At 39.2% G+C, this 24,541-nt stretch carries 27 protein-coding genes; 21 read left to right on the top strand and 6 right to left on the bottom strand.

Annotated features, from left to right (window positions below):
* Nucleotides 1–193 precede the first annotated feature (193 nt).
* The 6 genes from AC1VU3_RS11915 (at nucleotide 194) to AC1VU3_RS11890 (ending at nucleotide 6,499) form a co-directional block, all read left to right on the top strand.
* Complete coding sequence (locus AC1VU3_RS11915) at nucleotides 194–1,324, top strand: ABC transporter ATP-binding protein (RefSeq protein WP_482983592.1); 1,131 nt, start codon at nucleotides 194–196, stop codon at nucleotides 1,322–1,324.
* Nucleotides 1,321–2,232 (top strand): carbohydrate ABC transporter permease, encoded by a 912-nt coding sequence (locus AC1VU3_RS11910; protein ID WP_482983591.1) that lies wholly within the window; start codon nucleotides 1,321–1,323, stop codon nucleotides 2,230–2,232. The genes AC1VU3_RS11915 and AC1VU3_RS11910 overlap by 4 nt, the downstream gene beginning before the upstream one ends.
* Nucleotides 2,229–3,041, top strand: a complete 813-nt coding sequence (locus tag AC1VU3_RS11905; RefSeq protein WP_482983590.1) for a carbohydrate ABC transporter permease — start codon at nucleotides 2,229–2,231, stop codon at nucleotides 3,039–3,041. The genes AC1VU3_RS11910 and AC1VU3_RS11905 overlap by 4 nt, the downstream gene beginning before the upstream one ends.
* Before the next feature lie 33 nt (nucleotides 3,042–3,074).
* Entirely contained in the window at nucleotides 3,075–4,433 is a 1,359-nt protein-coding gene (locus tag AC1VU3_RS11900) for an ABC transporter substrate-binding protein (RefSeq protein WP_482983589.1), read from the top strand.
* Nucleotides 4,434–4,966: 533 nt separating this feature from the next.
* The gene (gene trhO, locus AC1VU3_RS11895; protein WP_482983588.1) at nucleotides 4,967–5,914 is read left to right on the top strand and encodes an oxygen-dependent tRNA uridine(34) hydroxylase TrhO; all 948 of its coding nucleotides are present in this window, start codon (nucleotides 4,967–4,969) and stop codon (nucleotides 5,912–5,914) included.
* 147 nt (nucleotides 5,915–6,061) lie between these two features.
* Nucleotides 6,062–6,499 carry a GNAT family N-acetyltransferase gene (locus AC1VU3_RS11890; RefSeq protein WP_480390548.1) on the top strand — a complete coding sequence of 146 codons (438 nt, stop codon included), beginning with the start codon at nucleotides 6,062–6,064 and terminating at the stop codon, nucleotides 6,497–6,499.
* Between the two features lie 91 nt (nucleotides 6,500–6,590).
* Here AC1VU3_RS11890 and AC1VU3_RS11885 read toward each other — a convergent pair whose 3' ends face one another.
* On the bottom strand, nucleotides 6,591–7,304 hold the full coding sequence (locus tag AC1VU3_RS11885) for a TMEM164-related integral membrane acyltransferase (RefSeq protein WP_482983587.1): 714 nt from the start codon (nucleotides 7,302–7,304) through the stop codon (nucleotides 6,591–6,593).
* Nucleotides 7,305–7,577: 273 nt separating this feature from the next.
* On the opposite strand from AC1VU3_RS11885, the gene AC1VU3_RS11880 reads away from it, so the two are divergent.
* The 6 genes from AC1VU3_RS11880 (at nucleotide 7,578) to AC1VU3_RS11855 (ending at nucleotide 12,172) form a co-directional block, all read left to right on the top strand.
* On the top strand, nucleotides 7,578–8,216 hold the full coding sequence (locus AC1VU3_RS11880) for an FMN-dependent NADH-azoreductase (protein WP_482983586.1): 639 nt from the start codon (nucleotides 7,578–7,580) through the stop codon (nucleotides 8,214–8,216).
* Between the two features lie 262 nt (nucleotides 8,217–8,478).
* Nucleotides 8,479–8,868, top strand: a complete 390-nt coding sequence (locus AC1VU3_RS11875) for a GntR family transcriptional regulator (protein ID WP_482983585.1) — start codon at nucleotides 8,479–8,481, stop codon at nucleotides 8,866–8,868.
* Nucleotides 8,868–9,974 carry a DUF1648 domain-containing protein gene (locus tag AC1VU3_RS11870; RefSeq protein ID WP_480390551.1) on the top strand — a complete coding sequence of 369 codons (1,107 nt, stop codon included), beginning with the start codon at nucleotides 8,868–8,870 and terminating at the stop codon, nucleotides 9,972–9,974. The genes AC1VU3_RS11875 and AC1VU3_RS11870 overlap by 1 nt, the downstream gene beginning before the upstream one ends.
* A 99-nt stretch (nucleotides 9,975–10,073) precedes the next feature.
* On the top strand, nucleotides 10,074–10,379 hold the full coding sequence (locus AC1VU3_RS11865) for an ArsR/SmtB family transcription factor (protein ID WP_480390552.1): 306 nt from the start codon (nucleotides 10,074–10,076) through the stop codon (nucleotides 10,377–10,379).
* 36 nt (nucleotides 10,380–10,415) lie between these two features.
* Nucleotides 10,416–10,832 (top strand): arsenate reductase (thioredoxin), encoded by a 417-nt coding sequence (arsC, locus tag AC1VU3_RS11860; RefSeq protein WP_480390553.1) that lies wholly within the window; start codon nucleotides 10,416–10,418, stop codon nucleotides 10,830–10,832.
* A gap of 65 nt (nucleotides 10,833–10,897) precedes the next feature.
* Nucleotides 10,898–12,172 (top strand): NAD(P)-binding domain-containing protein, encoded by a 1,275-nt coding sequence (locus AC1VU3_RS11855; protein WP_482983584.1) that lies wholly within the window; start codon nucleotides 10,898–10,900, stop codon nucleotides 12,170–12,172.
* A gap of 333 nt (nucleotides 12,173–12,505) precedes the next feature.
* Here the strand turns inward: AC1VU3_RS11855 and AC1VU3_RS11850 are convergent, their stop codons facing one another.
* Both AC1VU3_RS11850 and AC1VU3_RS11845 read right to left on the bottom strand, forming a co-directional pair.
* A complete protein-coding gene (locus AC1VU3_RS11850; protein WP_480390555.1) occupies nucleotides 12,506–12,688 on the bottom strand; it encodes a hypothetical protein in 183 nt (60 codons plus the stop codon).
* Nucleotides 12,689–12,759: 71 nt separating this feature from the next.
* On the bottom strand, nucleotides 12,760–13,200 hold the full coding sequence (locus AC1VU3_RS11845) for a peptidylprolyl isomerase (RefSeq protein WP_480390556.1): 441 nt from the start codon (nucleotides 13,198–13,200) through the stop codon (nucleotides 12,760–12,762).
* Nucleotides 13,201–13,387: 187 nt separating this feature from the next.
* Here AC1VU3_RS11845 and AC1VU3_RS11840 point away from each other — a divergent pair, with 187 nt between their 5' ends.
* From AC1VU3_RS11840 to AC1VU3_RS11800, 9 genes are all read left to right on the top strand, one after another.
* Nucleotides 13,388–13,918, top strand: coding sequence for a GrpB family protein (locus AC1VU3_RS11840; protein ID WP_482983583.1), 531 nt, complete (start codon nucleotides 13,388–13,390; stop codon nucleotides 13,916–13,918).
* A 135-nt stretch (nucleotides 13,919–14,053) separates the two neighbouring features.
* A complete protein-coding gene (locus tag AC1VU3_RS11835) occupies nucleotides 14,054–14,533 on the top strand; it encodes a DUF2975 domain-containing protein (RefSeq protein WP_482983582.1) in 480 nt (159 codons plus the stop codon).
* 161 nt (nucleotides 14,534–14,694) lie between these two features.
* Nucleotides 14,695–14,898: a YwbE family protein gene (locus AC1VU3_RS11830; protein ID WP_480390559.1), complete on the top strand. Its 204-nt coding sequence runs from the start codon at nucleotides 14,695–14,697 to the stop codon at nucleotides 14,896–14,898.
* Nucleotides 14,899–14,938: 40 nt separating this feature from the next.
* Nucleotides 14,939–16,018, top strand: coding sequence for an amidohydrolase (locus AC1VU3_RS11825; protein WP_482983617.1), 1,080 nt, complete (start codon nucleotides 14,939–14,941; stop codon nucleotides 16,016–16,018).
* Nucleotides 16,019–16,035: 17 nt separating this feature from the next.
* On the top strand, nucleotides 16,036–17,145 hold the full coding sequence (locus AC1VU3_RS11820; RefSeq protein WP_482983581.1) for a mandelate racemase/muconate lactonizing enzyme family protein: 1,110 nt from the start codon (nucleotides 16,036–16,038) through the stop codon (nucleotides 17,143–17,145).
* A gap of 18 nt (nucleotides 17,146–17,163) precedes the next feature.
* Nucleotides 17,164–17,841, top strand: coding sequence for a GNAT family N-acetyltransferase (locus AC1VU3_RS11815; protein WP_482983580.1), 678 nt, complete (start codon nucleotides 17,164–17,166; stop codon nucleotides 17,839–17,841).
* 338 nt (nucleotides 17,842–18,179) lie between these two features.
* Nucleotides 18,180–19,412, top strand: coding sequence for an MFS transporter (locus AC1VU3_RS11810; protein ID WP_482983579.1), 1,233 nt, complete (start codon nucleotides 18,180–18,182; stop codon nucleotides 19,410–19,412).
* Nucleotides 19,413–19,482: 70 nt separating this feature from the next.
* Complete coding sequence (locus AC1VU3_RS11805) at nucleotides 19,483–21,141, top strand: hypothetical protein (protein WP_482983578.1); 1,659 nt, start codon at nucleotides 19,483–19,485, stop codon at nucleotides 21,139–21,141.
* Nucleotides 21,142–21,343: 202 nt separating this feature from the next.
* The gene (locus AC1VU3_RS11800) at nucleotides 21,344–22,126 is read left to right on the top strand and encodes an alpha/beta fold hydrolase (protein WP_482983616.1); all 783 of its coding nucleotides are present in this window, start codon (nucleotides 21,344–21,346) and stop codon (nucleotides 22,124–22,126) included.
* A gap of 426 nt (nucleotides 22,127–22,552) precedes the next feature.
* On the opposite strand, the gene AC1VU3_RS11795 is transcribed toward AC1VU3_RS11800, so the two are convergent.
* The 3 genes from AC1VU3_RS11795 to AC1VU3_RS11785 all read right to left on the bottom strand — a co-directional run bounded on the left by AC1VU3_RS11795 (nucleotide 22,553) and on the right by AC1VU3_RS11785 (nucleotide 24,297).
* Nucleotides 22,553–22,975 (bottom strand): hypothetical protein, encoded by a 423-nt coding sequence (locus AC1VU3_RS11795; RefSeq protein ID WP_482983577.1) that lies wholly within the window; start codon nucleotides 22,973–22,975, stop codon nucleotides 22,553–22,555.
* 510 nt (nucleotides 22,976–23,485) lie between these two features.
* Nucleotides 23,486–24,028, bottom strand: coding sequence for a hypothetical protein (locus tag AC1VU3_RS11790; protein ID WP_482983576.1), 543 nt, complete (start codon nucleotides 24,026–24,028; stop codon nucleotides 23,486–23,488).
* Nucleotides 24,029–24,159: 131 nt separating this feature from the next.
* A complete protein-coding gene (locus AC1VU3_RS11785; protein ID WP_482983575.1) occupies nucleotides 24,160–24,297 on the bottom strand; it encodes a hypothetical protein in 138 nt (45 codons plus the stop codon).
* Nucleotides 24,298–24,541 lie beyond the last annotated feature (244 nt).

Here is a 24,541-nt window from a genome sequence, read left to right as displayed (position 1 = left end):
ATAAGATATATTTACCAATAGTGGACTTGAACCGTAAGTTAGGGGTGACTATTACGGATGAGTTAATTTGGGTGAATTGACACTTCATTTCAATACCATGAATAATAAGAATCTGTTATTCGAAAAATTGGTTAATATAATCTGAAATCTTGCATATTTTTCTATTACAAGATACATAGAGAGGATTGGGAAATTGAAACGTGTAGAACTGATAGATATCTCTAAGTCATATGACAAGCAAACGAACGTTATCTCTAATATTAACGTAACAATTGAGCCGGGTGAATTTTTTGTTTTAGTTGGTCCTTCCGGTTGTGGAAAAAGCACCATGCTTCGAATGATTGCGGGATTAGAAGATATCACTGGAGGGGTTCTGAAAATAGGGGATAAGGAAGTAAACGATTTATCACCGAGTAAACGTGATTTATCCATGGTTTTTCAGAATTATGCCTTATACCCGCACTTATCTGTGGAGGAAAATATCCATTTTGGCCTTCACGTAAAGAAAGTTTCAAAGGAAGAGAGAGCCAAGCGTACAGAAGAGGTAGCAAGTATGCTAGGGCTAACTGATTATTTAAAGCGTAAGCCTAGGGAACTTTCAGGCGGTCAAAGGCAACGAGTTGCTCTTGCGCGTGCCATCGTTAGTCAGGCACCAATCTGCCTAATGGATGAGCCACTATCCAATCTTGATGCAAAGCTGCGCGCTCATATGCGGTCCGAGATAAGACAGATCCAAAGAAGACTTGGTATTACGATGATTTATGTAACGCATGACCAAATTGAAGCGATGACAATGGGAGACCGGATTATGATTCTCCACCAAGGCGATATTCAACAAGTTGGTAAGCCTATTGATATTTATAATAATCCCGCTAATCCCTTTGTAGCTACATTCATTGGTTCTCCACCTATGAATATAACGGGCGGAAAGGGTGATAAAGGTACGCATACTATTATATTAAATGATTTGGTAAGTATTCCTGTCCCAGCTGAGGATGCCCACTATTTACAGGAAGAGATTATTGTCGGCATTCGACCGGAGCACATTATAGCCCCAACGAAGGATACGACAGAAGCAGAGAAATTTATCATTGATGTAGTGAACGTTGAGATACTTGGAAATGAAACCGTTTTCTCCTTCTTTATGAATGGAGAGCTATGGAATGTAAAGTGGAGCGGTCAATGGCAAATAGCAGTAGGAGACAAAATACCTGTTGTTATGAAGTACGAGTCTTTCTGCTTCTTTGACAATCAAACAAAGCAGATTATTAAAAAGCCATCTGATGTAGAGAATCATGTGTTTGGCAAAGAGGTACTGCTATGACGACCGTACAAGCGAAGCCTAAAAAGAGTCTCTGGAAACGCTCATTAGATGCCAGAACGGCACTCCTTTACCTATTGCCATCTATTTTACTGTTTTCTGTTTTTATCTTTTATCCAATGTTTCGCACGATTTATCTAAGCTTTTTCCTTACCAATCAGGCTGGAGAAGCGTCGGTTTTTGTTGGTCTAGAAAACTATGCGTACTTATTTGAATCAGCTGCTTTCCGAAACAGTATGAAGGCTACACTACTGTTTGTGCTGTATACAGTGCCAACGGGTGTGATAATTGCACTTGGTCTTGCACTACTTGCAAACGAGAAACTGAAGGGTATTGGCTTTTTCCGTACCATCTATGCATCTACGATGGGGGTGTCAGTTGCAGCTTCCTCCGTTGTTTGGTTATTTTTATTTCACCCAAGTATCGGGATGTTCAATAAAATCCTAAATCTACTTAATCTCCCACAGGTGGAGTGGCTGCTGGATCCGACATGGGCTCTTTTATCCGTGTCACTGACGACTATCTGGCTGAATACAGGATTTTCTTTCTTAATCATACTGGGTGGGTTACAAAATATTGACGAGCATTTATATGAAAGTGCACGAATAGATGGCGCGAGCTACTGGTATCGTCTTCGTCGCATTACCATTCCAATGCTGTCACCGACATTATTTTTTATTATTACAATTTCATTAATTAACGCGTTCCAAACATTTGGTCAGGTAGATATCCTAACAAAGGGTGGTCCATCTCAATCTACGAATCTCATCGTATATTCCATTTACAGAGAAGCCTTTGTTAATTATCAATTTGGTACTGCCAGCGCCCAAGCTGTCTTCTTATTTGTATGTATCCTAATCTTTACGATTCTACAATTTAAGCTGGGTGAGAGGAAGGTGCATTACCAATGAGATTATGGAAACGCGTCTTGCTCTATCTTTTATTAGTTGTGACTGCCTTAATCATGTTTTTCCCGATTATTTACGCATTCATGGTGAGCTTCATGACCGGTGGAGAAATTTTACAAGGGAAGTTCTTCCCATCCTCTTTTTCATTTGATAACTATGAGAGAGTGTTTGATCGTCTGCCTTTATTACAATATCTATTAAATAGCTTTATTGTTTCTGCCGGAGTGATGATCGGTCAGCTAATAGTCTGCAGCTTGGCAGCGTATGCTTTTGTATTTATTCCATTTAAGGGAAGGGATCTTGTATTTTTCATTTTCATCTCCACTATGATGATTCCGTGGGAAGCAACGATGATTCCAAACTTCTTTACGATTCAAAAACTAGACTGGATCAATACGTATCAAGGGCTTACACTACCTTTTTTTGCCCTAGCGTTCGGTACTTTCTTATTAAGACAGCATTTTAAAACGATTCCGAAGGAGTTGCACGAGGCAGCTCAAATTGCGGGCTTGAGCCGATTTGCATTCTTTATTCGAGTAATTCTACCAGTTTCTAAAACGAGCTTAGTGACATTAGGAGCTTACGGGTTCCTCACAACCTGGAATATGTACTTATGGCCATTACTTGTCACCACCAATGATTCTGTACGTACTGTGCAAATTGGGCTAAAGCAGCTTCAATCGCAAGAAGTCGCAACAGAATGGGGGGTGGTTATGGCCGGAGTAATCGTCGTTATTATTCCGACACTGCTATTACTTTTCTTGGGACAAAAGCAATTACAAAAGGGGTTAACGCAAGGCGCTTTAAAATAACAGTTGTTTGAAACTACTAAAAGAGGTGTAAAAATGGGGAAGAAATTTAAGTTCACTTGGTTAGTCATGATTTTAATGGGGATTTTTCTATTAGCAGCTTGTTCAAATAGCGACAGTGGTTCATCTGAAACTCCACAAAAGAGTGACGAGGATGTAGAAAAAACAGAGGATGGTAAAACAGTTATCTCCTTCTGGCACGCAATGTCAGGTTCGGGGCAAGAAGCTTTAGATAAAATTGTAGCAGATTTCAATGCTTCTCAGGACAACTATGAAGTAAAAGCGGAATTCCAAGGCTCATATGAAGAGTCTTTGACAAAGCTTCGTAGCGTTGGTGGAACTGCGGATGCTCCAGCGATTACGCAAGTATTTGAAGTAGGAACAAAGTTTATGATTGATAGTGGCTACATTGAGCCGATGCAAAAATTTATCGATGAGGATAACTATGATCTTTCTCAATTAGAGGAAAACATCTTAAACTATTATTCTTTGGATGGAGAGCTTTACTCGATGCCGTTTAACTCTTCTACTCCGGTAATGCTATATAACAAGGATGCATTTAAGGCGGCAGGACTAGATCCTGAAAATCCACCACAAACGTTCCAAGAGGTAATCGAAGCAGCTGAAAAGCTTACGACTGATGATATGAAGGGCTTCTCTATGTTGACATATGGCTGGTTCTTTGAGCAGCTAGTAGCAACTCAAGGCGGTCTTTATGTAAATGAAGAAAATGGACGCGCGGGAGATGCAACAGAGGCTGTATTTAACGGAGAAGAAGGCCAACGTGTATTCAATTTCCTAGACACAATGAACAAGGCAGGTACATTCGGTAACTTCGGTACAAACTGGGATGACATTCGTGCTGCATTCCAATCAGGAAAAGTAGCAATGTATATGGATTCTTCAGCAGGTGTGCGTGGAATTATTGATAATGCTCCATTTGAAGTGGGTGCTGCATTTATTCCTTACGCAGATGAAGTGGATAGACAAGGTGTGGCAATTGGAGGAGCATCCCTATGGATGTCTAAAGGTATTGCAGAAATAGAGCAAAAGGCAGCGTGGGAGTTTATGAAATACCTAACGACGCCTGAAGTGCAAGCAGAGTGGCACTTAAGCACAGGATATTTTGCTATTAACCCTGCGGCTTATGAAGAAGAAAGTGTAAAGCAAGCTTGGGAAGAAATGCCGCAGTTAAAGGTAACAGTTGACCAGTTACAGAGCACTGAACCATCTATTGCGACACAAGGCGCATTAATCTCTGTATTCCCAGAATCACGTCAACAAATCGTTACAGCTCTCGAGAATCTATACCAAGGAATGGATCCTAAGGAAGCTCTCGATCAAGCTGCAGAAGGTACAAACCGCGCAATTGAAATTGCAAATAAAACAAAATAATATAGAAAACATACTAATATTAGTTGCACAAACCAAGGTTATGGTTTGTGCTACTATTTTTTGGAGGAAGTATAGGAGAGTTGACCAACCTCTAGATGGTTTAAGACTCCGTATTGAAAACCTGCTAACTTCACCCCCTTATAACACGGTTGTATATTCTTTTTCGTATTTATTTACAAAATTTCTGTTAGCAGAGAACACTATTGGCTCGGAGTAGCGTCGGCGACTCCTGCGGGAAGAGGGAGACTGGTGAGACATAGCAGTGGCACGCGTTAGCGTTCGGCTGTGGCTCACCGATCCCCCGTGGAAAGCGTCCGACGCCGCGGAGAACCGGCGGTCCAAAAAAGAAGCACTTATGATTCTCATAAGTGTTTCTTTTTTTTAAAGTAGAAAAAATAGATTTAGACGGCTTCTCTCTTCTTATAGTGAGGAAGAAACAGAAAAATTATCTAACTAAATTAACTATTTAACTTATTCCTAAAAGTTTGATATGATAAATTGATGGACAAATTTTGAAAAAGGTGGAGTAAAAAATGGACACACATGCATACAGAGTATTACTTTACTACAAATATGTCCCGATTGAAGATCCAGTAACATTTGCACAAGAGCATCTTGCTGCTTGTAAGGAAATTGGGTTAAAAGGGCGTATTTTAGTATCGAACGAAGGTATTAACGGAACATGTTCCGGAACAATTGAGCAAACAGATGCTTATATGGACATGATGAAGGCGGATGAGCGTTTCGCTGACATGGTGTTTAAAATAGATGAAGCAGATGGTCATGCATTCAAAAAAATGCATGTTCGTCCGAAGAAAGAGATTGTTCACCTAGGATTAGAGGAAGACATCAATCCAAACGAACTAACTGGAAAGTATTTATCTCCGAAGGAATTCTTCGAGCAAATGCAAGCAGAGGATACAGTTGTAATCGATGCTCGTAATGACTACGAATTTGACCTAGGTCACTTCCGCGGAGCAATTCGTCCGGATATCAAAAACTTCCGTGACCTTCCTGAATGGATTCGTGAGAATAAAGAGATGTTTGAAGGGAAAAAGGTTTTAACTTATTGCACAGGTGGAATTCGCTGTGAAAAATTCTCCGGCTGGTTAGTGAGAGAAGGCTTTGAGGATGTAGCTCAGCTACATGGTGGAATTGCTACTTACGGAAAAGACCCTGAGGTTCGTGGGCAATTATGGGACGGTCAGATGTATGTTTTTGACGAGCGTATTGCTGTGCCTATCAACCAAGTAGAGCATGTCATTGTAGGAAGGAATCATTTCACTGGCGAGCCATGTGAGCGCTACGTAAACTGTGCAAACCCAGAATGTAATGATAAAATTCTTTGCTCGGAAGAAAACGAGCATAAATATATGCGCAGCTGTTCAGACGAGTGTCGCGAGCACCCACGCAACCGCTATATTGTTGAACACAACCTATCTGAGGAAGAAGTTCAAGAGAGATTAGCTGCAATTAAATAATTTTAGAAAGCCCATGCTATTAAGCGTGGGTTTTTTTACATACAGTAATAGAATGTTGAGGTAATACTGAAAGGATAAAGGGATTTGCTGACTATTAGCGAAGTTAATAGAGAGTTCGTTTTTCACTATTAGAATGGAGGCACGCATATGGCAATCGAAGTAAGGAAAATTTCTGATTTGATGCAAGTGGACGTATCCAAGTTAGTGCAAGAAAGCGAAAAAGAGGGGTATCGGTTTTTATCTCGTCTAGTTTCTGAGTATGAGGATGGCACAAACAGATTTACAGAAGAAGGAGAAGCACTCTATGGGGCTTGGGATGGGGATGAAATAGTTGCTATTGGCGGATTAAATAAGCATCCGCTAGATAATTCAGCTGCTCGGCTTCACCGCTTTTATACGCTCCCAGAATACCGTCGAAAGGGTGTCGGAAGTCAATTATTTCAATTGATTTCTGATAAGGCGAAGGGAAATTTTACAGAGATCACAACCAAGACAGAGTCTGCCAAGGCAGATGCATTTTATCGGGCAGTTGGCTTTATTTTCGATGGGAGATCAGCAGATACCACTCATGTAATCGGACTGTAGGTTAAATATTCTAAAGGATAGAAAAGAGACAATCAATTAAGTTTGACTGTCTCTTTTCTTTTTAAAATTTTTTAGAGAGATATGGAGAAAGCTACTTTTTATTTTTCTTACTTACTGGAACCTTTAATTGTTGGAGTTTATTCCAAGGTAAATACATCACAACCCATAAAAGAATAACGAGACAGGCTAAACCGAATATGTATCCAGGGTTTCCAAATATATTTTCAAGTGGTACTAATGGAGACCCGGGCGATGGAACATTTAAGAACATAAAGTTTGTATCCCATACTTTATTTAATAAATAAATAGTTGGTGCTATAACAGCTAAAAATAGAATGGAACTTATCAGTCTCTTCTTATTTGGTTTTACTATTCCCGCATATAACACCATGACACAGTACATAACCAACGCAAAATGGAAAATGAAACTAAACAAACTAAAAATATCACTGATTTGACGGTGCGTCCAATTACAAAATAATAAAGCTGCAATGGCACCCGGTAAAAATAGATTGTAAAGCGTTTCTCCAACCATCGGATTATTCGTATAGGAATGATAAAAGATTGCAAAAATGGCGAAGCTGCATAGCTCTAAAGGCAAATAATTAAGCGTAAATTCATTTCTGACAATCAAATAGGTAATCTTAAATATTTCTGCTAACAAAATGAACCATGCTATTTTTTGCTGGAAAGCTTCTTGTTTTTCGGTATTCAATTGGTTGAAATGTTTACTAACAAGGACGACAGATATAGTTATAAAGATGAGCCATCCAATATGATATGGTCCGAATAATGAAAAACCCATTTTTCTTTTCCTCTCTTAACTATTAAAAGCATTTCTGTAAAACGGCTCTTAAGAAGCTTGCTTCTTTTTACATAGTAAATATTAATATATTTTTTAGATTGATAGGTAAATTTATATGATATATTCATTAAATGCTCAAAATTTTTTTAAACTAAGTTAAAATGAAAGAAAATTACTATCATGAGCAGTTTTTTTGACATGTATTGATATCCTAATATAACATAGAATAGTCTCGAGTCTGAGATAAAATCAAAGATGAAGAGGAGTTCTATGATGAATATTTTAGTAGTAAAAGCGAATAATCGCCCTGCAACAGAAGCAATTTCTAGCAAAATGTATGAAACATTTATGAATGAAATCGAGGGAAAAAACCTTAATATAACGACGTATGATGTGTACGAGGAAGACACACCGTATTTTGGACAAGATTTATTTAACGCTTTTGGAAAAATGCAAAACGGTGAAGAGCTTACAGAATTAGAGTCTCGATTAGTAGCTGCTAAGCAAAAAGCAATGGATGTAATATCTGCTGCAGATGTAGTAGTATTTGCATTCCCTCTTTGGAACTTAACAATTCCTGCAAAGCTTCAAACATTTATTGATTACGTATACGCAGCAGGATTTGCTTTCAAATACGACGCTGAAGGTAATATGATTCAGTTAATGACGGACAAAAAAGCAATCTTCCTAAATGCTCGCGGTGGTATTTATTCTACTCCTGAGTCAGCTTCTATGGATATGTCCGTAAACTATATGCGTGCAGTATTTGGTGGCGTTTTTGGAATGCAAATCATTGATGAAGTAATCATTGAAGGGCATAATGCAATGCCAGACAGAGCTGCTGAAATTATTGAAAACGGACTGAATGAAGTAAAAGCAGCAGCACAGCGATTATTAGCTGAAAATGCATAAATAAGATTGAAAAGCCGACGATTGTCGGCTTTTTTCTTTTGGGATGAGGAATAATCTCCTCCTCATTGTTATCTATACTTAGCCACATTTTACTCTTACATAGCCTCTCATTACTCTCGTACAGCGTTTCCTTATTCTCGGATAACTTCTATTTACTCTCGTATACTTTAATCTTCTTACATTCTTTAAAAAATTGCTCTACTATTCATATAACAAATGTGTTACACTTATAGTAGAACAGAATGACAATTGGAGGCTAGCCATGTTTATCGAGATACAAACGAATTCTCCTGTGCCGATCTATTTACAGCTTGCACAGCAATTAATAGAATTAATGGCTCGCAATGAGTTGAAGCCAGGCGATTCTCTACCATCTGTTCGTGCTTTTGCTGCAGACTTAGGAATGAATATGCATACGGTTAATAAGGCGTATCATTATCTCGAGGAAAAGGAATTTATTAAGATCGTTCCTAAGTCTGGGGTAATTGTTCAACCAAATGGTGTGAACAAAGCAACTGATATAGAGCGCCAAGCACTTGCGCAACAAATTCGGCCGCTGCTAGCTGAGGGGTTGCTCCTGAAGTTAACGGAGCAGGAGCTGACAGAAATAGTAGGAGAACTAATACAAAGGATTAAAAAGGGGGAAAAATGATGGTCTGGTTGTTTGCATTTATTTTTTTATTTATTACTGTACTTCAAGCTTTTATTCCTTACTTTCTAAAAAAGACGATTGTATTTGGGGTGTATGTACCAGAGCAATATGCGATGACTGAAATGGTTGCTAGATTAAAAAAGAGGTATACCATTTCTGTTATCACTTGGGGGTTATTGATTCTTGTAGCTTATCTTATTTGGGTATTCACCAAAAAGCCATTGGAGGATTTAGTGGCTTTAGTTAGCGTAGGGCTACAGTTTGCCATTTTGTTTGTCTCTGTTGGCTATTATATGGTGAATCATATGAAAATGAAGAAGCTGAAGGCGGAGCAGCGTTGGACTGAGGGGAAAAGCGAGGTTCGTGTCGTAGATTTATCGTTTCAAGACAAGCTGCAGCTGATACCAAAAGTAGTTTTTACAATACCAATGATTATCACAGTAGGTTTAATCATTTACACTTATATGAACTATGAGAAGATGCCTGACCTCATTCCGACTCATTGGGGACCTTCAGGTGAAGCCGACGCATTCACCGAGAAGAATTACTTTACCGTTATCGGGACAATGCTCCTTCTGTTGGTTATGCAGGGATTAATGATGATTACGAGTGAAGGAATGCGTTTTTCAGGAGTGAAAATTAATCCTGTTGAAAAACAAAAATCAACGGAGCAGCAGTTGAAGTTTCGGAAGTATAGCAGCTGGCTATCGCTGTTTATTTCTATCAGTATTACACTAATGATGGGGTACTTCCATCTGCAAACCATTCATCCGGAAATTACCTCATCTGCTTTCATGATTGGTCTGCCATTGATTTTTTTATTTGCAACGCTTGTTGTCGTGGTAGTTTTCACTATGAAGGTTGGCCAAGGGGGAGCCAAGTTGAAGGTGGGAGAGGACCAGACAACGACGGATGGCAATGTGATTGCTGTGGATGATGATAAGTATTGGAAGGCAGGGGTAATTTATTTTAATAAAGATGATCCGAGTATTATGGTTGAAAAGCGCTTTGGTGTTGGCTGGTCCTTAAACTTTGCCAATCCTATCAGCTGGCTAATTTTCTTTGGACCACTGTTACTTATTTTTATCATAACTTTTGCACTATGAGAAGGAAACGAGCCGTCGTTTTCTTCTTTTTTATATAAGTGTTGACTTATATACGGGTGAAGGTTATTATATAAGTAAATACTTATATAAGGAGGAAACATGGATATTCTGTTAATGGAAAAACAGCTAAAAGCACTAGCTGATCTAAACCGATTGAAGCTTGTGGCTTGTATGAAGAATACAGAGGTATGTGTATGTGATTTTGTGGAAGTATTAGATATTTCTCAGCCTGCTGTTAGTCAGCATTTACGGAAGTTAAAAGAGGCTGGAATTATTGTAGAGCGAAAGGTTGGTACCTGGAAGCATTATCGTCTGGTTGAAGACTTATCACCGATCGTACAGGCAATTGTGCAAGAGCTTGAGCCTATAAAAGTTGCTTGCGAAGGAGAAGCTTGTGATTCCTAAAATCATGCATGCATCATACTAAATTAGGAGCTAACGATGAAAAAGATACTTTACTTTTTATGTACAGGTAACTCCTGTAGGTCCCAAATAGCAGAAGGGTTTGGGAAACATTTCTTGTCAGATGAATGGGAAGTAAAAAGTGCTGGTATAGAAGCACATGGGTTAAACCCGAATGCTGTAAAAGCAATGGCTGAAGTTGGGATAGATATTTCAGACCAAACCTCTGATGTTATAGATCAAAATATCCTAAATACCGCAACACTAGTGGTGACTTTATGTGATGACGCTGCAGATAAATGTCCGACGACACCTCCCTCAGTAAGACGCGAGCATTGGGGGTTTCCTGATCCAGCGAAAGCTGTAGGAACAGAAAAAGAGAAGTGGCGGATGTTTCAAGAGGTTCGAGATCAAATCAGTAAAAGAATAGAAGAATTTTCAAAAGTGGGGCAGTAATTGCTCCACTTATCTAAAATCTAAAATATAAGTAAATAATTATATACGAATGAAAGGTGAGAATCATGGAATTTAACATATTAAATCAACCTACATGCTGTACGCCTAGCCTTCCTACAGCTATCATTGGGGCGGGTCCTATTGGTTTAGCCGCAGCAGCACATTTACAGGAACGCAAGCTACCATATTTTTTATTAGAGGCTGGTGAACTTGCTCACAATGTAAGTACATGGGAGCATGTAAAGCTGTTTTCGCCTTGGGAATACAACATAGATAAAGCAGCAAAGCGTTTACTAGAACATACAGATTGGCAGGAGCCTAAGGGTGATGTGATCCCAACAGGTGAGGAGTTAATGAATCAGTATTTATCCCCACTTGCAGATTTATTTAAAGACAAGTTATATACCAATCATAAAGTAATCGCTATTACACGCGATGGGATAGACAAAATGAAAAGTGGAAATCGCAAAAATACACCTTTTCTGATTTACGTAGAAACATCGGAGGGACTTAAGACGTTTAAGGCCGGTGCAATCATTGATGCTACAGGAACTTGGGGAAACTCAAATCCAACTACGGGTCACGGAGTGTGGATGCAAAGCGAAGAAAAATTAAAAGATTTCATTGATTATATCATCCCAAATGTTCAAAAGAATAAAGAGCTATATGCCAATAAAAGAATTGCAGTTATTGGAGGTGGCCATTCGGCAATAAATTCGTTATTACAATTAGTAGAATTAAAAATGAGATACCCAGATACTCAGATAATATGGATTCTTCGAAAACCTCGTGTAGAAGATGCCTTTGGAGGTGGCTCCAATGATGAGCTTGCTGCTCGAGGAGAACTTGGCATGCGTATTGCCGCTGCTGTTAAAGATGGTGCTCTTCAAGTTTGTACACCATTCAAGATTAAATCCTTAAATAAAACAGAGGAAGGTATTCAATTAATTGGCACAGATGGCGAGCTAAATGGGTTCGATCGTTTAATTGTTAATACAGGTAATCGACCAAACTTTGATTTCCATAGGGAGCTACGCTACGAAACAGATCCGATAACAGAAGCGGTTCCAGCATTAGCGCCATTAATTGATCCAAATTTGCATAGCTGTGGAAGTGTGGATGCGCATGGAGAAAGAGAATTAAGACAGAAGGAACCGAACTTCTATATTGTTGGTTCAAAGTCATATGGTCGTGCGCCGACCTTCTTGATGGCAACAGGCTATGAGCAAGTTAGATCTGTAGTTGCACATTTAGCTGGTGATACAGAGGCAGCCTCACAAGTCCAGTTGAAACTTCCTGAAACAGGTGTTTGTCACAGCGGGGGTGGTGGATGCTGCTAGAGGTAACTAGCAAGCAGTACAAAATATAGGCAATGAATGGCTCTCTGACTAATAGAGGGCCTTTTGTTGTGTTCGTTCTCCATTCAATCGTAGCTAGGCACGCATTAATTATTTTTATATTATGCAAATTTTGGCTGTAGTTTTAACTTTTTCTGGATATAAGATGATAAAATAGGGATATTATGAAATGAGGGAAGGGAACAGAAGGGGAATTTTTTTAAAAAGTTACTTTTCTCTTTTCGTCATTCTACCAGTTAGCTTCCGTAATAGTGTTAAGAGCAATTTTTAGGAGAAATGAAACATATACATGTTGAGGAGGAGATAGTAAATTTTCTAAGCTTCCTTACCCTGTTCCTTTTCCATCAGCCTTCTTACCTGCTCTTTCGGATTCCAGCAATTGAACTTGTAGCGTGGGTCCGTTTGAAAGCCCAGTCTTTTGCACATATACAGCATGCTGTTCTTTGTTTTTTCACTGCCAAAATGAATGCAGGTAGCACAGCAATGGTAATCTTTCATGTCGTTACCTCCTATTGAAAAGGTTTTTATAAATAAAGGCCTTGGAAAAAATTCCAAAGCCCACATGTAAATTATTCAGCGTCAAATACTTCTACTTTTTGCATTTTGTCGCCGTTCTTCATTGATTTCGCTACTTCTAAGCCGCTTGTTACTTTACCGAATACAGTGTGCACACCATTTAAATGTGGCTGTGGCTCATGAACGATGAAGAATTGGCTAGAGCCAGTGTCTTTCCCAGCATGTGCCATAGAAAGGCTACCTGCTTCATGCTTATGAGGGTTTCCAGCAGTTTCACATTTGATTGTTTTACCGCTACCTCCCATACCTGTACCAGTTGGGTCTCCACCTTGGCTTACGAAGCCAGGAATAACACGGTGGAAGATTACTCCATCGTAAAACCCGCTGTTTGCTAATTGCTCAAAGTTTGCAACCGTGTTTGGTGCCTCATTTGGGTATAATTCGAATTCAATTTTATCGCCTGATTCCATAAGGATATAACCTTTTTTAGTCATGAGAAAAACACTCCTTTTATTCTAATAAAATCCTTCATAAGTATAGCATGAGCTAATACCAATTACCAAAATTGTAGATATAGGAAGAGAGAAAGGAGAGAAATACAGCGACTACAACAGTGCATATATATAAACGTTGTGAAACTACAGTGGTAGCATAAAAATAGGGCAAAGGGGATGGGTATAAATGAAATTAGGATTAAAAAAGGATGAGGTTCGCCTAGAATCACATCAGGCAGAATGGAAAAATGAATTTATAAAAGTGAAACAGGAGATTATCAACGCAACAATGCTTCCTGAGAATCAAATCGAACATATTGGAAGCACGGCTATAGAGGGCATAGCGGCAAAGCCGATTGTGGATATAGCCGTAGGAGTAAAGGACTTAGAGACGGTTGATAAAGCAGTATTTCGGGGACTTCAGGAGGTTGGATTTCTCCGGCTACGGGTAGAACGTCCGAATGAAATCGTTCTTGCCAAATTCAGTGATGAAACTTATCTAGAAAAAACTCATTATATTCACATGGTCCAATATGAGGGAGAATTGTGGAAAAATCTACTCTTCTTTCGCAATTACCTGAATGCAAATAAGCCTGCCAGAGAAGCGTATGAGGATCTTAAAAAGAGCTTTCTAGAAGAAAATGCTGGGGGAATAAATGAGTACACCGATTTCAAAGAAAGATTTGTAAAAGAAATCTATGAGAAAAGAACATTGTAACGAATGGGCATCGGCTAACATTTAGCCAATGCCTTTTATTTTTTCAGGAATAGTTGTTTTAGGGGAGAAATAGGATGAGTTAGAATATATCTCTTTATCGTCTTACGATAAAAAGTAACAGAAGGAGCGAATTATTTGAAGCATATTAAGACAACTTTTTTAAAGATGATCGTCATTATGATGGGCTTGTTAATCCTAGGGCTGTGTGTATTTTGGGTACCTATGATTGGGAATTATTTTGCTCACATCACTCAATTTGCTTTACTCAAATACGTAATTGTCATTTTCCTATATTCCACAGCAATTCCTTATTTCTATGCACTTTATCACACTTTACTGATACTAGCTTACATTAGTCAACAGAACGCTTTCTCCAATTTGTCTGGGAAATCTCTTCGTTATATAAAGTATTGTGCATCTATCATTACCGGTCTATATGTACTATTTCTCCCTATTCTCTATATCATGGCGCAGGCAGATGACGCACCTGGTCTTTTATTGATTGGCTTCATAATTATCATCGTATCTACGGTAGTTGCTGTCTTTTCAGCAGTTTTGCAAATGTTATGGAAGAACGCTTTGGCAATAAAATCTGACAACGATCTAACTATTTAAGTGGGAAAAGTCCCAATCATATGGAGCAAAAAATCACGGATAGTGGAGAAAGAAGTGAATTAGGAAAAAGCTAAAAAATGGCTCATTTTGTCGAATAATTTTAATTCTTTAGTGTATCTGTTGTATGAAAATGGTACGATACAAAAAGAGGTGAAATGACAGTGGACGGAAAAAAACGAAAGGATATTCAACCTGGTTTAGAGGTAGATATCATATTAAAAAAGGACCAGCGAACTGGTGAGCGAACCAGAGGAGTAGTGAAGGATATTTTAACTAATTCTTCGTTTCATCCCCATGGTATCAAGGTTCGGTTAACAGACGGACAGATTGGGAGAGTATGTGAAATAGTCGGTTCATCCAAATAATTATAAAGGGGTAAATATAGTGCAGACAGAAACCCATATTATGAATTGGTTTGAGTATTTTCATGAAAATCCAGAGATCAGCTGGAAGGAATTTAATACAACGAATAAGCTTGCTGAAATTCTAGACGAATTAGAAGTTCCCTATCGTAGATTTGATGATGTGACAGGTTTACTTGCTGAGATAGGAGAGGGCGAGGAAGTAATTGCTATAAGAGCAGACATAGATGCATTATGGCAGGAAGTTGACGGAGTTTATCAAGCCAATCATTCCTGTGGCCATGATGCGAACATGTCAATGGTTCTAGGTGCGTTGTTGTTATTGAAAAAGGAAAAGCTGAATAAGCGGATCCGCTTTATTTTCCAACCGGCAGAGGAGAAGGGTAACGGTGCATTATGCATGATTAAGAAGGGGGCTCTACAGGATGTAACCCATTTATTTGGTGTCCATTTGCGTCCAATAGAAGAGATCCCATTTGGTAAGGTGACCCCTGCAATCCATCATGGAGCAGCGATGTTCTTAGAGGGGAAAATTAAAGGGATAGATGCACATGGGGCTCGTCCACATCAAGGGAAGAATGCGATTGATGTTTCTTTTGCTATACACCAAGCATTGAAAAATCTGTACTTCTCTCCCTTTGAAGCGTATTCTGCCAAGCTCACAAAGCTTCAGGCAGGTGGGGATAGCATGAACATTATTCCGGGAACTGCTTCTTTTTCTATCGATGCTCGTGCTCAGAAAAATGAAGTGTTACGAAAGATGAAGGACCAAATTGATCATCAGCTACAATCAATTGCCGAGCTATTTGATATAGAAATAGAGTGGAAGTGGCAAGATATCACACCAGGAGCAGAGGTTTCGGTAGAAGCTGTATCTCTGGCAAGGGAAGCAATTATAGATGCATTAGGTGAAGAATATCTTGCGGAAGAGGTTATAACCTCCGGCAGTGACGATTTTCATTTCTATACAATTAAGCAGCCCGAATTAAAAGCCTCAATGATTGGAATAGGAGCGGACTTGGCTCCGGGCTTACATCACCCGAAAATGACCTTTCGAAAGGATGCACTAATATTAGGGTCTAAGGTAATTGCAGAAACGCTCCGAAAAGCTACGCAAATTTAAGAGGAAGGTGAGCTAGATTGAAAATTAGAGAGATAGAGATATTTGCAATACGGCTACCACTTATCAAGCCTTTCATCATCAGCTATGCAACCTATCCAGATATGCCATCTATTATTGTAAAGATAACCACAGAGGAGGGTTTCATCGGTTACGGGGAAGCGGTCCCGGATGAGCATGTAACTGGAGAGACTTGGGAAAGTACATATTCTTTATTAGTAAATACCGCGGCACCTATTTTAATAGGGGAAAACCCTATGGAGTTTGAGAAACTTCACGAAAGGTTGGATAAGGCGGTTTACCAAGCTCCGGCTGCGAAGGCAGCGCTGGATATAGCTTGCTACGATTTAGTGGGTAAAAAGCTTGGTGTTCCAGTTTATCAGCTCCTTGGAGGGCGTTATCACGAGCGCTTCCCACTTACCCATGTGCTAAGCATCGGGACTCCTGAGGAAATGGCAAGAGAGGCAGAACAGAAAATTGCGGAGGGCTTTACCTCCTTTAAGATGAAGGTAGGTACAGAAGTACAATCGGATGTAGAACGGATCCAAGCTGTAAGGACGAGAGTCGGCAACCAAATTGCAATCAGAGTAGACGTAAACCAGGGCTGGGTTAACAGTGCGAATACAATTACAGCCATGCGACAGCTGGAGCATTTAGGAATTGATTGGCTCGAGCAACCGGTAAGAGCAGATGATTTCAATGGCATGGTAGAAATAAAATCAAAGATAAGTACACCTCTTATGATGGATGAAGGATTAAGAGGAATAAGGGATATGCGGGAATGCATAGAAAAACAGGCAGCTCATAAAGTCAACATCAAGCTGATGAAGTGCGGTGGTATATACCCAGCTATGAAGCTTGCCCATATGGCTGAAATGGCAGGTATCGATTGTCAAATAGGCTCTATGGTAGAGTCGTCTATAGGATCGGCGGCTGGTTTCCATGTAGCTTTTAGTAAAAAAGCATTTACAAGTGTAGAATTGACAGGTCCGTTAAAATTCTCTAAAGATATAGGGAATCTTCAATATGATGTTCCTTTTATTCAACTAAATGATCTTCCAGGTCTAGGGATAGAGGTGGATGAAACGATTCTTCAGGAGTTGACCGTTTACTCAACCAAAGTAATTTAAGTAAGAGGAAGTGCGCACATGAAAGAATGGAAGGTCCAGCTTGGGGATAACGAGTACCCAGTTCGGGAATTAACGACCAAGGATATTGATCAAATTCTAGATTTACAAAGCGTTGTTATTGAAATGCTAGAAGATCGAGATTTCCTTCAGCCTTTATCCCGTGAAGAAGTAGAGGGGACAGTTCATAATCGTTTAATGGTAGGATTGTTTGTGGAGAACCGACTAGTTGCTTTTCGAACTCTCCAAATACCTGTCATGGATGAGCATCATCTAGGTCTAGATATAGGATTGGATAAGGATCGGTTACTTGATGTTGTCTATCAAGAGATTACGATTGTTCATCCCGATTTTCGAGGTTATGGCTTGCAAAAAAAACTTGGTCACATAGTCATGGAGCTACTGGTCGATTCCCCGTATTCTATTGTCTGTGCGACGGTGGCCCCATTCAATATTCCAAGCTTAAAGGACAAGCTAAGCCAAGGAATGAAAATAGGAGCGTTAAAGCCAAAATATCGAAATATGCTTCGATACGTATTTTACAAAAATATAAACGAAGAAGCGGATGCTGTTTACACAAAGCAAGTAGAAGTGAAGATGGCAGACGCAGAGACACAGCAGTCCTTATTGAAGGACGGCTGGGTTGGTGTAGAGATTCTTCTGAAGGAAAACGAATGGCATGTCGTATATAGAAAATGAGAGAGATGGAGAGCGCCTGGTGGATTTCACTGGGTGCTTTTTATATAACTAGATTTCGCTCTATGCAATCGCTGGCTAAGGAGACAGTTATAGTAGCATCGCGCGATAGGATCCCTTAACCGAGCGATAGCCCCCAGTAATCGCGCAGTAACCCCCACGTACCGCGCGATAAGTCGTCATAATCGCTCGATAAGGAACCCCTCAATCCTAATTCTCTCATTAGGATCCCAAACTCACATTCAGCCAAATGTATGAGACGTATTTTAGACCAATGACTGAATGAAAATTCTTCCTTTTCTATTAGAGTGAGAGTAGATAGAGAAAGGGATGTGATGGGATTGAAAAGTTTATATAGAGATTCGAGATTTTGGATTATTATATTGGCAAATATAGCTTCCTCAATAGGAACAGGTATTACGATGATAGCCATTCCTTGGATGCTTGTAACGAGTGATAATGGAGGGGCTGTGTTTGGATATATCACCATCGGAATGACAATTATTAATTTCCTTATAACCCCTTATGTCGGAGCTCTAGTGGATCGGATGTCGAGGAAGAAGTTATTGATAGGCAGTGAATTGGCATGTTTTCTTGTTTTATTGCCATTTACTGCACTTGGATTCTTTGGCGTGTCTTATGAAACGTGGCACTATACCGTTATTTATGTAATTGGTAGCTTGTCTTACACCTTGTTTTATCCGACTATGTTCGCGATGAATCAAGAGCTTTTTACTAAGGAACAGTATAAGACATTAAATGGAACGATGGAGGTGCAGAGTCAGCTTTCTAGTATGATTGCAGGGGGAGTAGCGAGCATCCTCATGCTGAAGTGGGATATACATTATATTTTATTGTTAAATATCCTAACTTATATAGCAGCAATCTATTTCTATTTGAAGCTGCCCTATGCTAGAGCAGAACGAACAAAAGGTACAAAGTCGTTAAATAGAAAAACGAGTGAAGGTCTTTTATATATGCTTGCACGACCTGCCATGTTTGCCTTTCTCCTATTTTCCTTCATGCCTTTTATTGGCGTTATGCTAACAAATTATTTATTCCCAGTATACTTATCAGACATTTTACAGACTGATGCAAACATGTACGGAATCCAAGGGATGATGTATGCGGGGGGAGCAGTGGTAGCGGGGCTACTGATTCCTACAGTAGCGAGGAAACTGGGGAATGAAAAAACAATTATTTTAGGTGTACTTGTATATACGATAGCAATTTCAATGGTTGTGCTCGTGGAGCTACCAATCTATTTGATGTTAATGTTCTTTCTGGCATTAGGGAATAGTAGCGCTCGAGTTGCAAGGAACTCCTTCTTAATGGACAAAATTCCAAATAACATAATTGGAAGAGTGGATAGCCTATTTCGAACGATTGGCCTGCTTCAAAGAATGATCTTATTAGCGATTTTTACTGGTATGGTCTCATCTGAGTTTATCGTTCCATGCTTTTATATTCTTAGCTCAGTCTTAATTGTGGCAACCATTATCGTTGGATTTAGCTGGAATAAAGGATTTCAGGAGGATGCTATTGCAAGTAAAACTGTCTTGAAAAGTAGCTAATGGCTAGTCCTGAAACCATATCCATCCTCATACGTATAGTAGTAAACAGAAAAAAGAGAGAGGGATTGATATGGTAACTGTATTTATTATTTCAGCGTTCATCGCCGTGGCTACTGCCCTTGTAGTAGTGCCTTTGAAAGCCAATCGGAAAGACAAGGTTAGCTCCTTTATTGGATTAGCAGCTCTAGCATTTATCGCATCCGCGCTTGTTTACTATATAACAAATCTAGATAGAAACTGGACAGCTCTATGGCTTTGGCTTGTCGTTATAACTTTGGTCGGGACTTTGTTGGCAAGAGGCATCGAGCAAAAGGTAAAAGGAATTCTATTTTTAGCTAGTCTGGGTCTAGCTATTTACATGCTGTCCGCTCCTCTATGGAATGCCGACAAGAAGTATGAGGTAGCAAATATGGATGTGCAGGTTGAAATTGAGGCGTTCGATGAAACAAAGACACCTGCTAGTGTACCGCCGCAATTTGCACGTAATAAAATGAAGAAAGCATTTGGTCAGGTACCGAATACGAGCTACTATGAGCTTGGTAATCTTCAAATCCAGAAAGTAAAAGACGAATATGTATATATTGCTCCTGTAGAATTCTCTGACTTCTTCAAATGGTGGAATGGAGATGTGACTCCTGGTTATTTTACAATGAGTGCGACAGACTCCTCGGACAATCCCAAATTTATCAAGTCAGAAATGACATATACACCGTCCTCTTATCTTCACAAAAACTTAGAGCGACATATGCGTATGAAGCATCCGACAAAGATTTTTTACGGAGATCCTCAATTAGAGGTAGATGAGGAAGGAAAGCCTTATTACATCCGATCTTACGGAAAATTTATTACCGCTCGAAATGGTTTTGATGTGGAGGGAATCGTAGTAGTAGACCCTGCTACTGGTCAAACAGAATCCTTTGAGCTTTCAGAGGTTCCTGCATTTATTGATGGTGCAGTTTCTCCAGAAGCAGTTAGCTTGCAAAATAGCTACTACGGGAATTACATTCATGGATTTTGGAATAGTGTGATTGGGAAGAAAGATGTGAAGCTGCCTTCTGATGAAGGAACGGAGGCAAACGTTAGCCCTATTTTCGGTGAGGACGGAGAAATGTATTACTTTACCGACTTTACAAGTCCAAAAGAGGGAGTCGATTCAATGCTTGGCTACTCTTTAACAGACGGCAGAACGGGTAAAGCGGTGTATTACACTGGCAATATGGAAGAATCCTATATGGATTCCCGAGGTGCTCTACAAATTATTGAAAAGAAATTTATTGAAAAGAAATGGGAAGGCGAAATGCCGGTTCTTTATAACTTCTACGGAGAAGCAAGTTGGCTGACCCCTGTACTGGATTCCAATGGATTCTTGCAAAACTATTTTATCGTTTCTGCAGCCGATCCAGAGATATCTGTATATGGCAATACTCCAAAAGAAGCGTTAAAGCTCTATAAAACAGCGCTTCAGCGTGGAGGAAGCTCCGTAAACGGAAGCTCTAACGCAGAGGAGAAAGCTATATCTGGTACCGTCCTACGAGTGTTTAAAGAACGAGTAGGAGATTTCACGCAGGTTTCCTTCCTGTTGGACAATAAAACAAACTATATTGTATCCTCCGAATCTTCACCTTATGCGGTTTACATGGAAGAAGGAGACAAGGTGCAGGTGACATACTTAAATACAGGAGAATTATTCTTACCTGTTAAGGAAGTTACGATTGAAGGGCTAGAATAAGAATGAAAAAAGCAGCTGAATGAATTCAGTTGCTTTTTTTCCGGTTCATCTGTAACTAGAAACACAATATCCAGATAGAATTCCTTATCTAAAAATACTTCATCTAGAACCAATATAGAGATGCCGTTTCATTGGCAGGATAAATGAAACACTTATTCCTCCTTTATTGAATAGGCTAGAAATAAAAACAGGGGGAAACACAATCGGTTACTTTGTAAGGGTAGAAGAAGAGGTAAATGTATATGTAGAAGACCTAAATCCGATGGCAATAGATACGATTCTTTTTATTCACGGCTGGCCATTAAGCCATAAACAGTTTGAGTACCAGTTAAATGTATTGCCATCCATGGGCTTTCGTTGTATTGCAGTTGATTGGAGAGGGTTTGGGCAATCCGACAAGCCGTTTAGGGGATATACCTACGATAGGCTGGCTGATGACATCCATGCAATTATTGACACGCTTGAATTGGAGGATGTCATTTTAGTCGGACATTCCACTGGTGGAGCAATAGCTCTAAGGTACATGGCCAAGCACGGTGGAAAAGGTGTATCGAAGCTCGTATTGGTGGACGCGGCTGCCCCTACTGGTTTTACAGAGGAAACCGCTACGCATTTTCTAAGAATCGGCTTAAATGATCGTCCGAAGATGATGCAGGAGGTAACAGATGGATTCTTCTTTCAATACATTACAAAGGAATTTAATGACTGGTTTGTTCAAATGGGATTACAGGCAGCTGGCTGGTCTACTGCAGCAGTAATCGCCCTGCTACGAGATGAAAATGTGCAATATGACTTAGCGAAGATAAACGTCCCAACACTGATCATGCATGGAGTTCATGACAAGGTCATACCCTATGCACAAGCGCAATTAGTTCAACAGCAAATCCCAAACTCTCAGCTTATTCCCTTCTACTATAGCGGTCACGGACCATTTTGGGAGGAAAGAGAACTATTTAATAAGCTGTTAGCCGATTTTGCAAGGTAAAAAGGATTTAGGTAGCAAGCCATTATGGTTTGCTATTTTTATTTGGGTTAAATGGAAAAATGTTATAATTATATTTTCGGATGTAAATAAAAGGGAAGAGATACACATGGTAAGAGGTGAGAAGTAATGAATAATCGTTTGGAGCTTACTATTAAAAAGAAGGATATTTTATTAGTTACAGCTTTATGGCATTTTTTATTTTACTTGGATCAGCCGTCATATTGTTCATAGATAGTCCGTACAGTGCCGGAGGAGGCTTAATTCCTCCTATTGTTTTTGGACTTTATACTTTGACACGCTATTTTAGTCGGAAGAGAAAAGGAAGGGAAGGTACGAAATCGGTGAGTTAGTACCCCTTAATAGAGATTTTCCACTCAATCTTAAAGGGGAGCAGCACCTGAATGTCCCCTTTTTTTATTAAATGATTCAAATATAGGACTCAATCACTTGCTTAAAATCTTGATTGATCATGGGGTTAAAGGCCTTATTAATTAACACTTTTTGTTGATTCTTTAATATAAGTACTGGATAATAACTGACGACTGGACTTTTTCTAACTTTTAGCTTCTCATATTCAATATGACTAATCTGTTCTTTTGGTATGGGAAATTCTTGCCCTTTTAAAGTCAACACAATCGTGTTTTCATAGATTGAGATTTTCTCCTCACGTTTAAATATAACTAGGTATAATCCGATGAAAATAAATAGGCCACCCGCTATCATTAACATCGTTCTTGCGTAGATAAAATTTGCGACGACAATTAATAAGATGCCTGAAAGAATAAATCCAAAACCGTTTCTGCTGTTGTCGGTCTTATCGGCGTACAAAAGCTCACCAAAATCCTTCACAATGATTCCTCCTTGATAAAATATGTTGAGGCTCACCACAATAAGTTTAAGATGCTTGATGCTTGGTAAAACGAGTAAGCGTCACATCGGGTGACAACGTTCATGTTGCCCCGAAGTCTCTGCCCTAGGTAAGCACCGGTCAGAGAGAAAATCATCACCGTCTTCTCGCGACAAGGGTATTGTAACAATATTTAGTATATTTCGGTAACTGGGAATAGGCAATTTTAGATTAATTTCGATAAAGATCATTATCAATTACAACGTAAATATCGAACCATGCAAGAACATTCCATATGCTTTAACAAATTGCTCTAGCAATACCTAATTTAATTAATTTTATTCCCTCTTCCTAGCACCGGGGTTAAGTCCATTCCAGTGCAAAGGAACATTGTATATGTGACCGAGCCCTCTACTAAGCGTAATGGATCTTTCTTATTCCTTACGCTGCAGCTTAATCAATTCTATTACTGCTTCCTCATCACCTGGATCCACATATACTAGCTTCGTATTTTAGATAATATCTAAGTAAAATTGCTCGCCAGCAGGGTTAATTCCATCCCAGCGTAAGGGAACATTGTATACGTTGATCGTGCCATTCCCATTCCCGCTATATGTGACCGAGCCATCTACTAAGCGAGAGCCGGCTAACTGGATGACATCCTCTGGGTAGCTTGCACTTGTGCTGTCATCAGGGTTAAGAGCTGTACCAGCTGGAATATGCTTTATATATAATTCGTCGAGCTCTTGATTGGGACCAAGCTGTAACCAAATTCTAGCGTATTCAATTTCTTCATTAGAAAAATGAGCTAGTGTTTCTGTTTCTGGATTTTCTTCTGTATATATTTCCGTATTAGTAGACTGCTCCCTAGAGGCCGAGTCTGTGTCTGTGTCTGTGTCTGTATTCTCTATATCATGTTCGGAGCTGTTACTATCTTCTTGTACATTTGCACTGTTTTCGAGTTCTTTGGTAGGAGATTCTTCCGTGGTATTACTATCGCAGCCTATTAGAATAAACATAACTACCATCCACATGGTGTATAGTTTTTTCATCATGCTTGGTCCTTTCTTCTTAAAAGGTAAAATGTGAATTTCACTTAATGAGCGTTTTATTATGCAATACTTTATTGACCAAATTAAACAAAAGCACTAATTGGAGAAAAGAACATCGTTCGCAATCTTAGTCATTAGGAATTCCTCGTTTTTACTACTTTATTGACTACATTTTCATAGCCTACTAAAATATACGATTCTAAAATCAGTTTATTTTTCGATTTAAAATAATAATATACTTTAGGGTCTCCCTCTAATCTAACCACTACCATCCAATGTCTATCTCCTGAAAGATTAGATTTTCGATATATCCTTCTTCTTCCAGATATTCTTCGACAAATATCTTGGTAGCATTTAACTTATAAAAACCGTATAAATTATATCCAGTGATCATAACAATTATTAGCCCAATCCCATATAAAATTTAGTAGACCGTTTCCATCCCATTTGTTTCACCCTCTAAAAAATATTTAATTTACCTGTTGAATTAAAATGAAAATGAATTTTTCAACAGAG

Source organism: Psychrobacillus sp. Z16_25 (assembly GCF_056856695.1).
The sequence above is the reverse complement of the archived record's forward strand: the minus strand, read 5'-3'. Positions and strand labels throughout refer to the sequence as shown.

Excerpts from the sequence above, each read along its gene's own strand:
- AC1VU3_RS11885 (WP_482983587.1), bottom strand. The coding sequence starts at position 7,304 with ATGGGTTTTTCATTATTCGGACCATATCATATTGGATGGCTCATCTTT.
- AC1VU3_RS11900 (WP_482983589.1), top strand. The coding sequence starts at position 3,075 with ATGGGGAAGAAATTTAAGTTCACTTGGTTAGTCATGATTTTAATGGGG.
- arsC (WP_480390553.1), top strand. The coding sequence starts at position 10,416 with ATGAAAAAGATACTTTACTTTTTATGTACAGGTAACTCCTGTAGGTCC.
- AC1VU3_RS11870 (WP_480390551.1), top strand. The coding sequence starts at position 8,868 with ATGGTCTGGTTGTTTGCATTTATTTTTTTATTTATTACTGTACTTCAA.
- AC1VU3_RS11790 (WP_482983576.1), bottom strand. The coding sequence starts at position 24,028 with ATGATGAAAAAACTATACACCATGTGGATGGTAGTTATGTTTATTCTA.
- AC1VU3_RS11815 (WP_482983580.1), top strand. The coding sequence starts at position 17,164 with ATGAAAGAATGGAAGGTCCAGCTTGGGGATAACGAGTACCCAGTTCGG.
- AC1VU3_RS11865 (WP_480390552.1), top strand. The coding sequence starts at position 10,074 with ATGGATATTCTGTTAATGGAAAAACAGCTAAAAGCACTAGCTGATCTA.
- AC1VU3_RS11875 (WP_482983585.1), top strand. The coding sequence starts at position 8,479 with ATGTTTATCGAGATACAAACGAATTCTCCTGTGCCGATCTATTTACAG.
- AC1VU3_RS11805 (WP_482983578.1), top strand. The coding sequence starts at position 19,483 with ATGGTAACTGTATTTATTATTTCAGCGTTCATCGCCGTGGCTACTGCC.
- AC1VU3_RS11840 (WP_482983583.1), top strand. The coding sequence starts at position 13,388 with ATGAAATTAGGATTAAAAAAGGATGAGGTTCGCCTAGAATCACATCAG.
- AC1VU3_RS11845 (WP_480390556.1), bottom strand. The coding sequence starts at position 13,200 with ATGACTAAAAAAGGTTATATCCTTATGGAATCAGGCGATAAAATTGAA.
- AC1VU3_RS11910 (WP_482983591.1), top strand. The coding sequence starts at position 1,321 with ATGACGACCGTACAAGCGAAGCCTAAAAAGAGTCTCTGGAAACGCTCA.
- AC1VU3_RS11905 (WP_482983590.1), top strand. The coding sequence starts at position 2,229 with ATGAGATTATGGAAACGCGTCTTGCTCTATCTTTTATTAGTTGTGACT.
- AC1VU3_RS11880 (WP_482983586.1), top strand. The coding sequence starts at position 7,578 with ATGAATATTTTAGTAGTAAAAGCGAATAATCGCCCTGCAACAGAAGCA.
- AC1VU3_RS11785 (WP_482983575.1), bottom strand. The coding sequence starts at position 24,297 with ATGGTAGTGGTTAGATTAGAGGGAGACCCTAAAGTATATTATTATTTT.
- trhO (WP_482983588.1), top strand. The coding sequence starts at position 4,967 with ATGGACACACATGCATACAGAGTATTACTTTACTACAAATATGTCCCG.
- AC1VU3_RS11825 (WP_482983617.1), top strand. The coding sequence starts at position 14,939 with ATGAATTGGTTTGAGTATTTTCATGAAAATCCAGAGATCAGCTGGAAG.
- AC1VU3_RS11850 (WP_480390555.1), bottom strand. The coding sequence starts at position 12,688 with ATGAAAGATTACCATTGCTGTGCTACCTGCATTCATTTTGGCAGTGAA.
- AC1VU3_RS11855 (WP_482983584.1), top strand. The coding sequence starts at position 10,898 with ATGGAATTTAACATATTAAATCAACCTACATGCTGTACGCCTAGCCTT.
- AC1VU3_RS11890 (WP_480390548.1), top strand. The coding sequence starts at position 6,062 with ATGGCAATCGAAGTAAGGAAAATTTCTGATTTGATGCAAGTGGACGTA.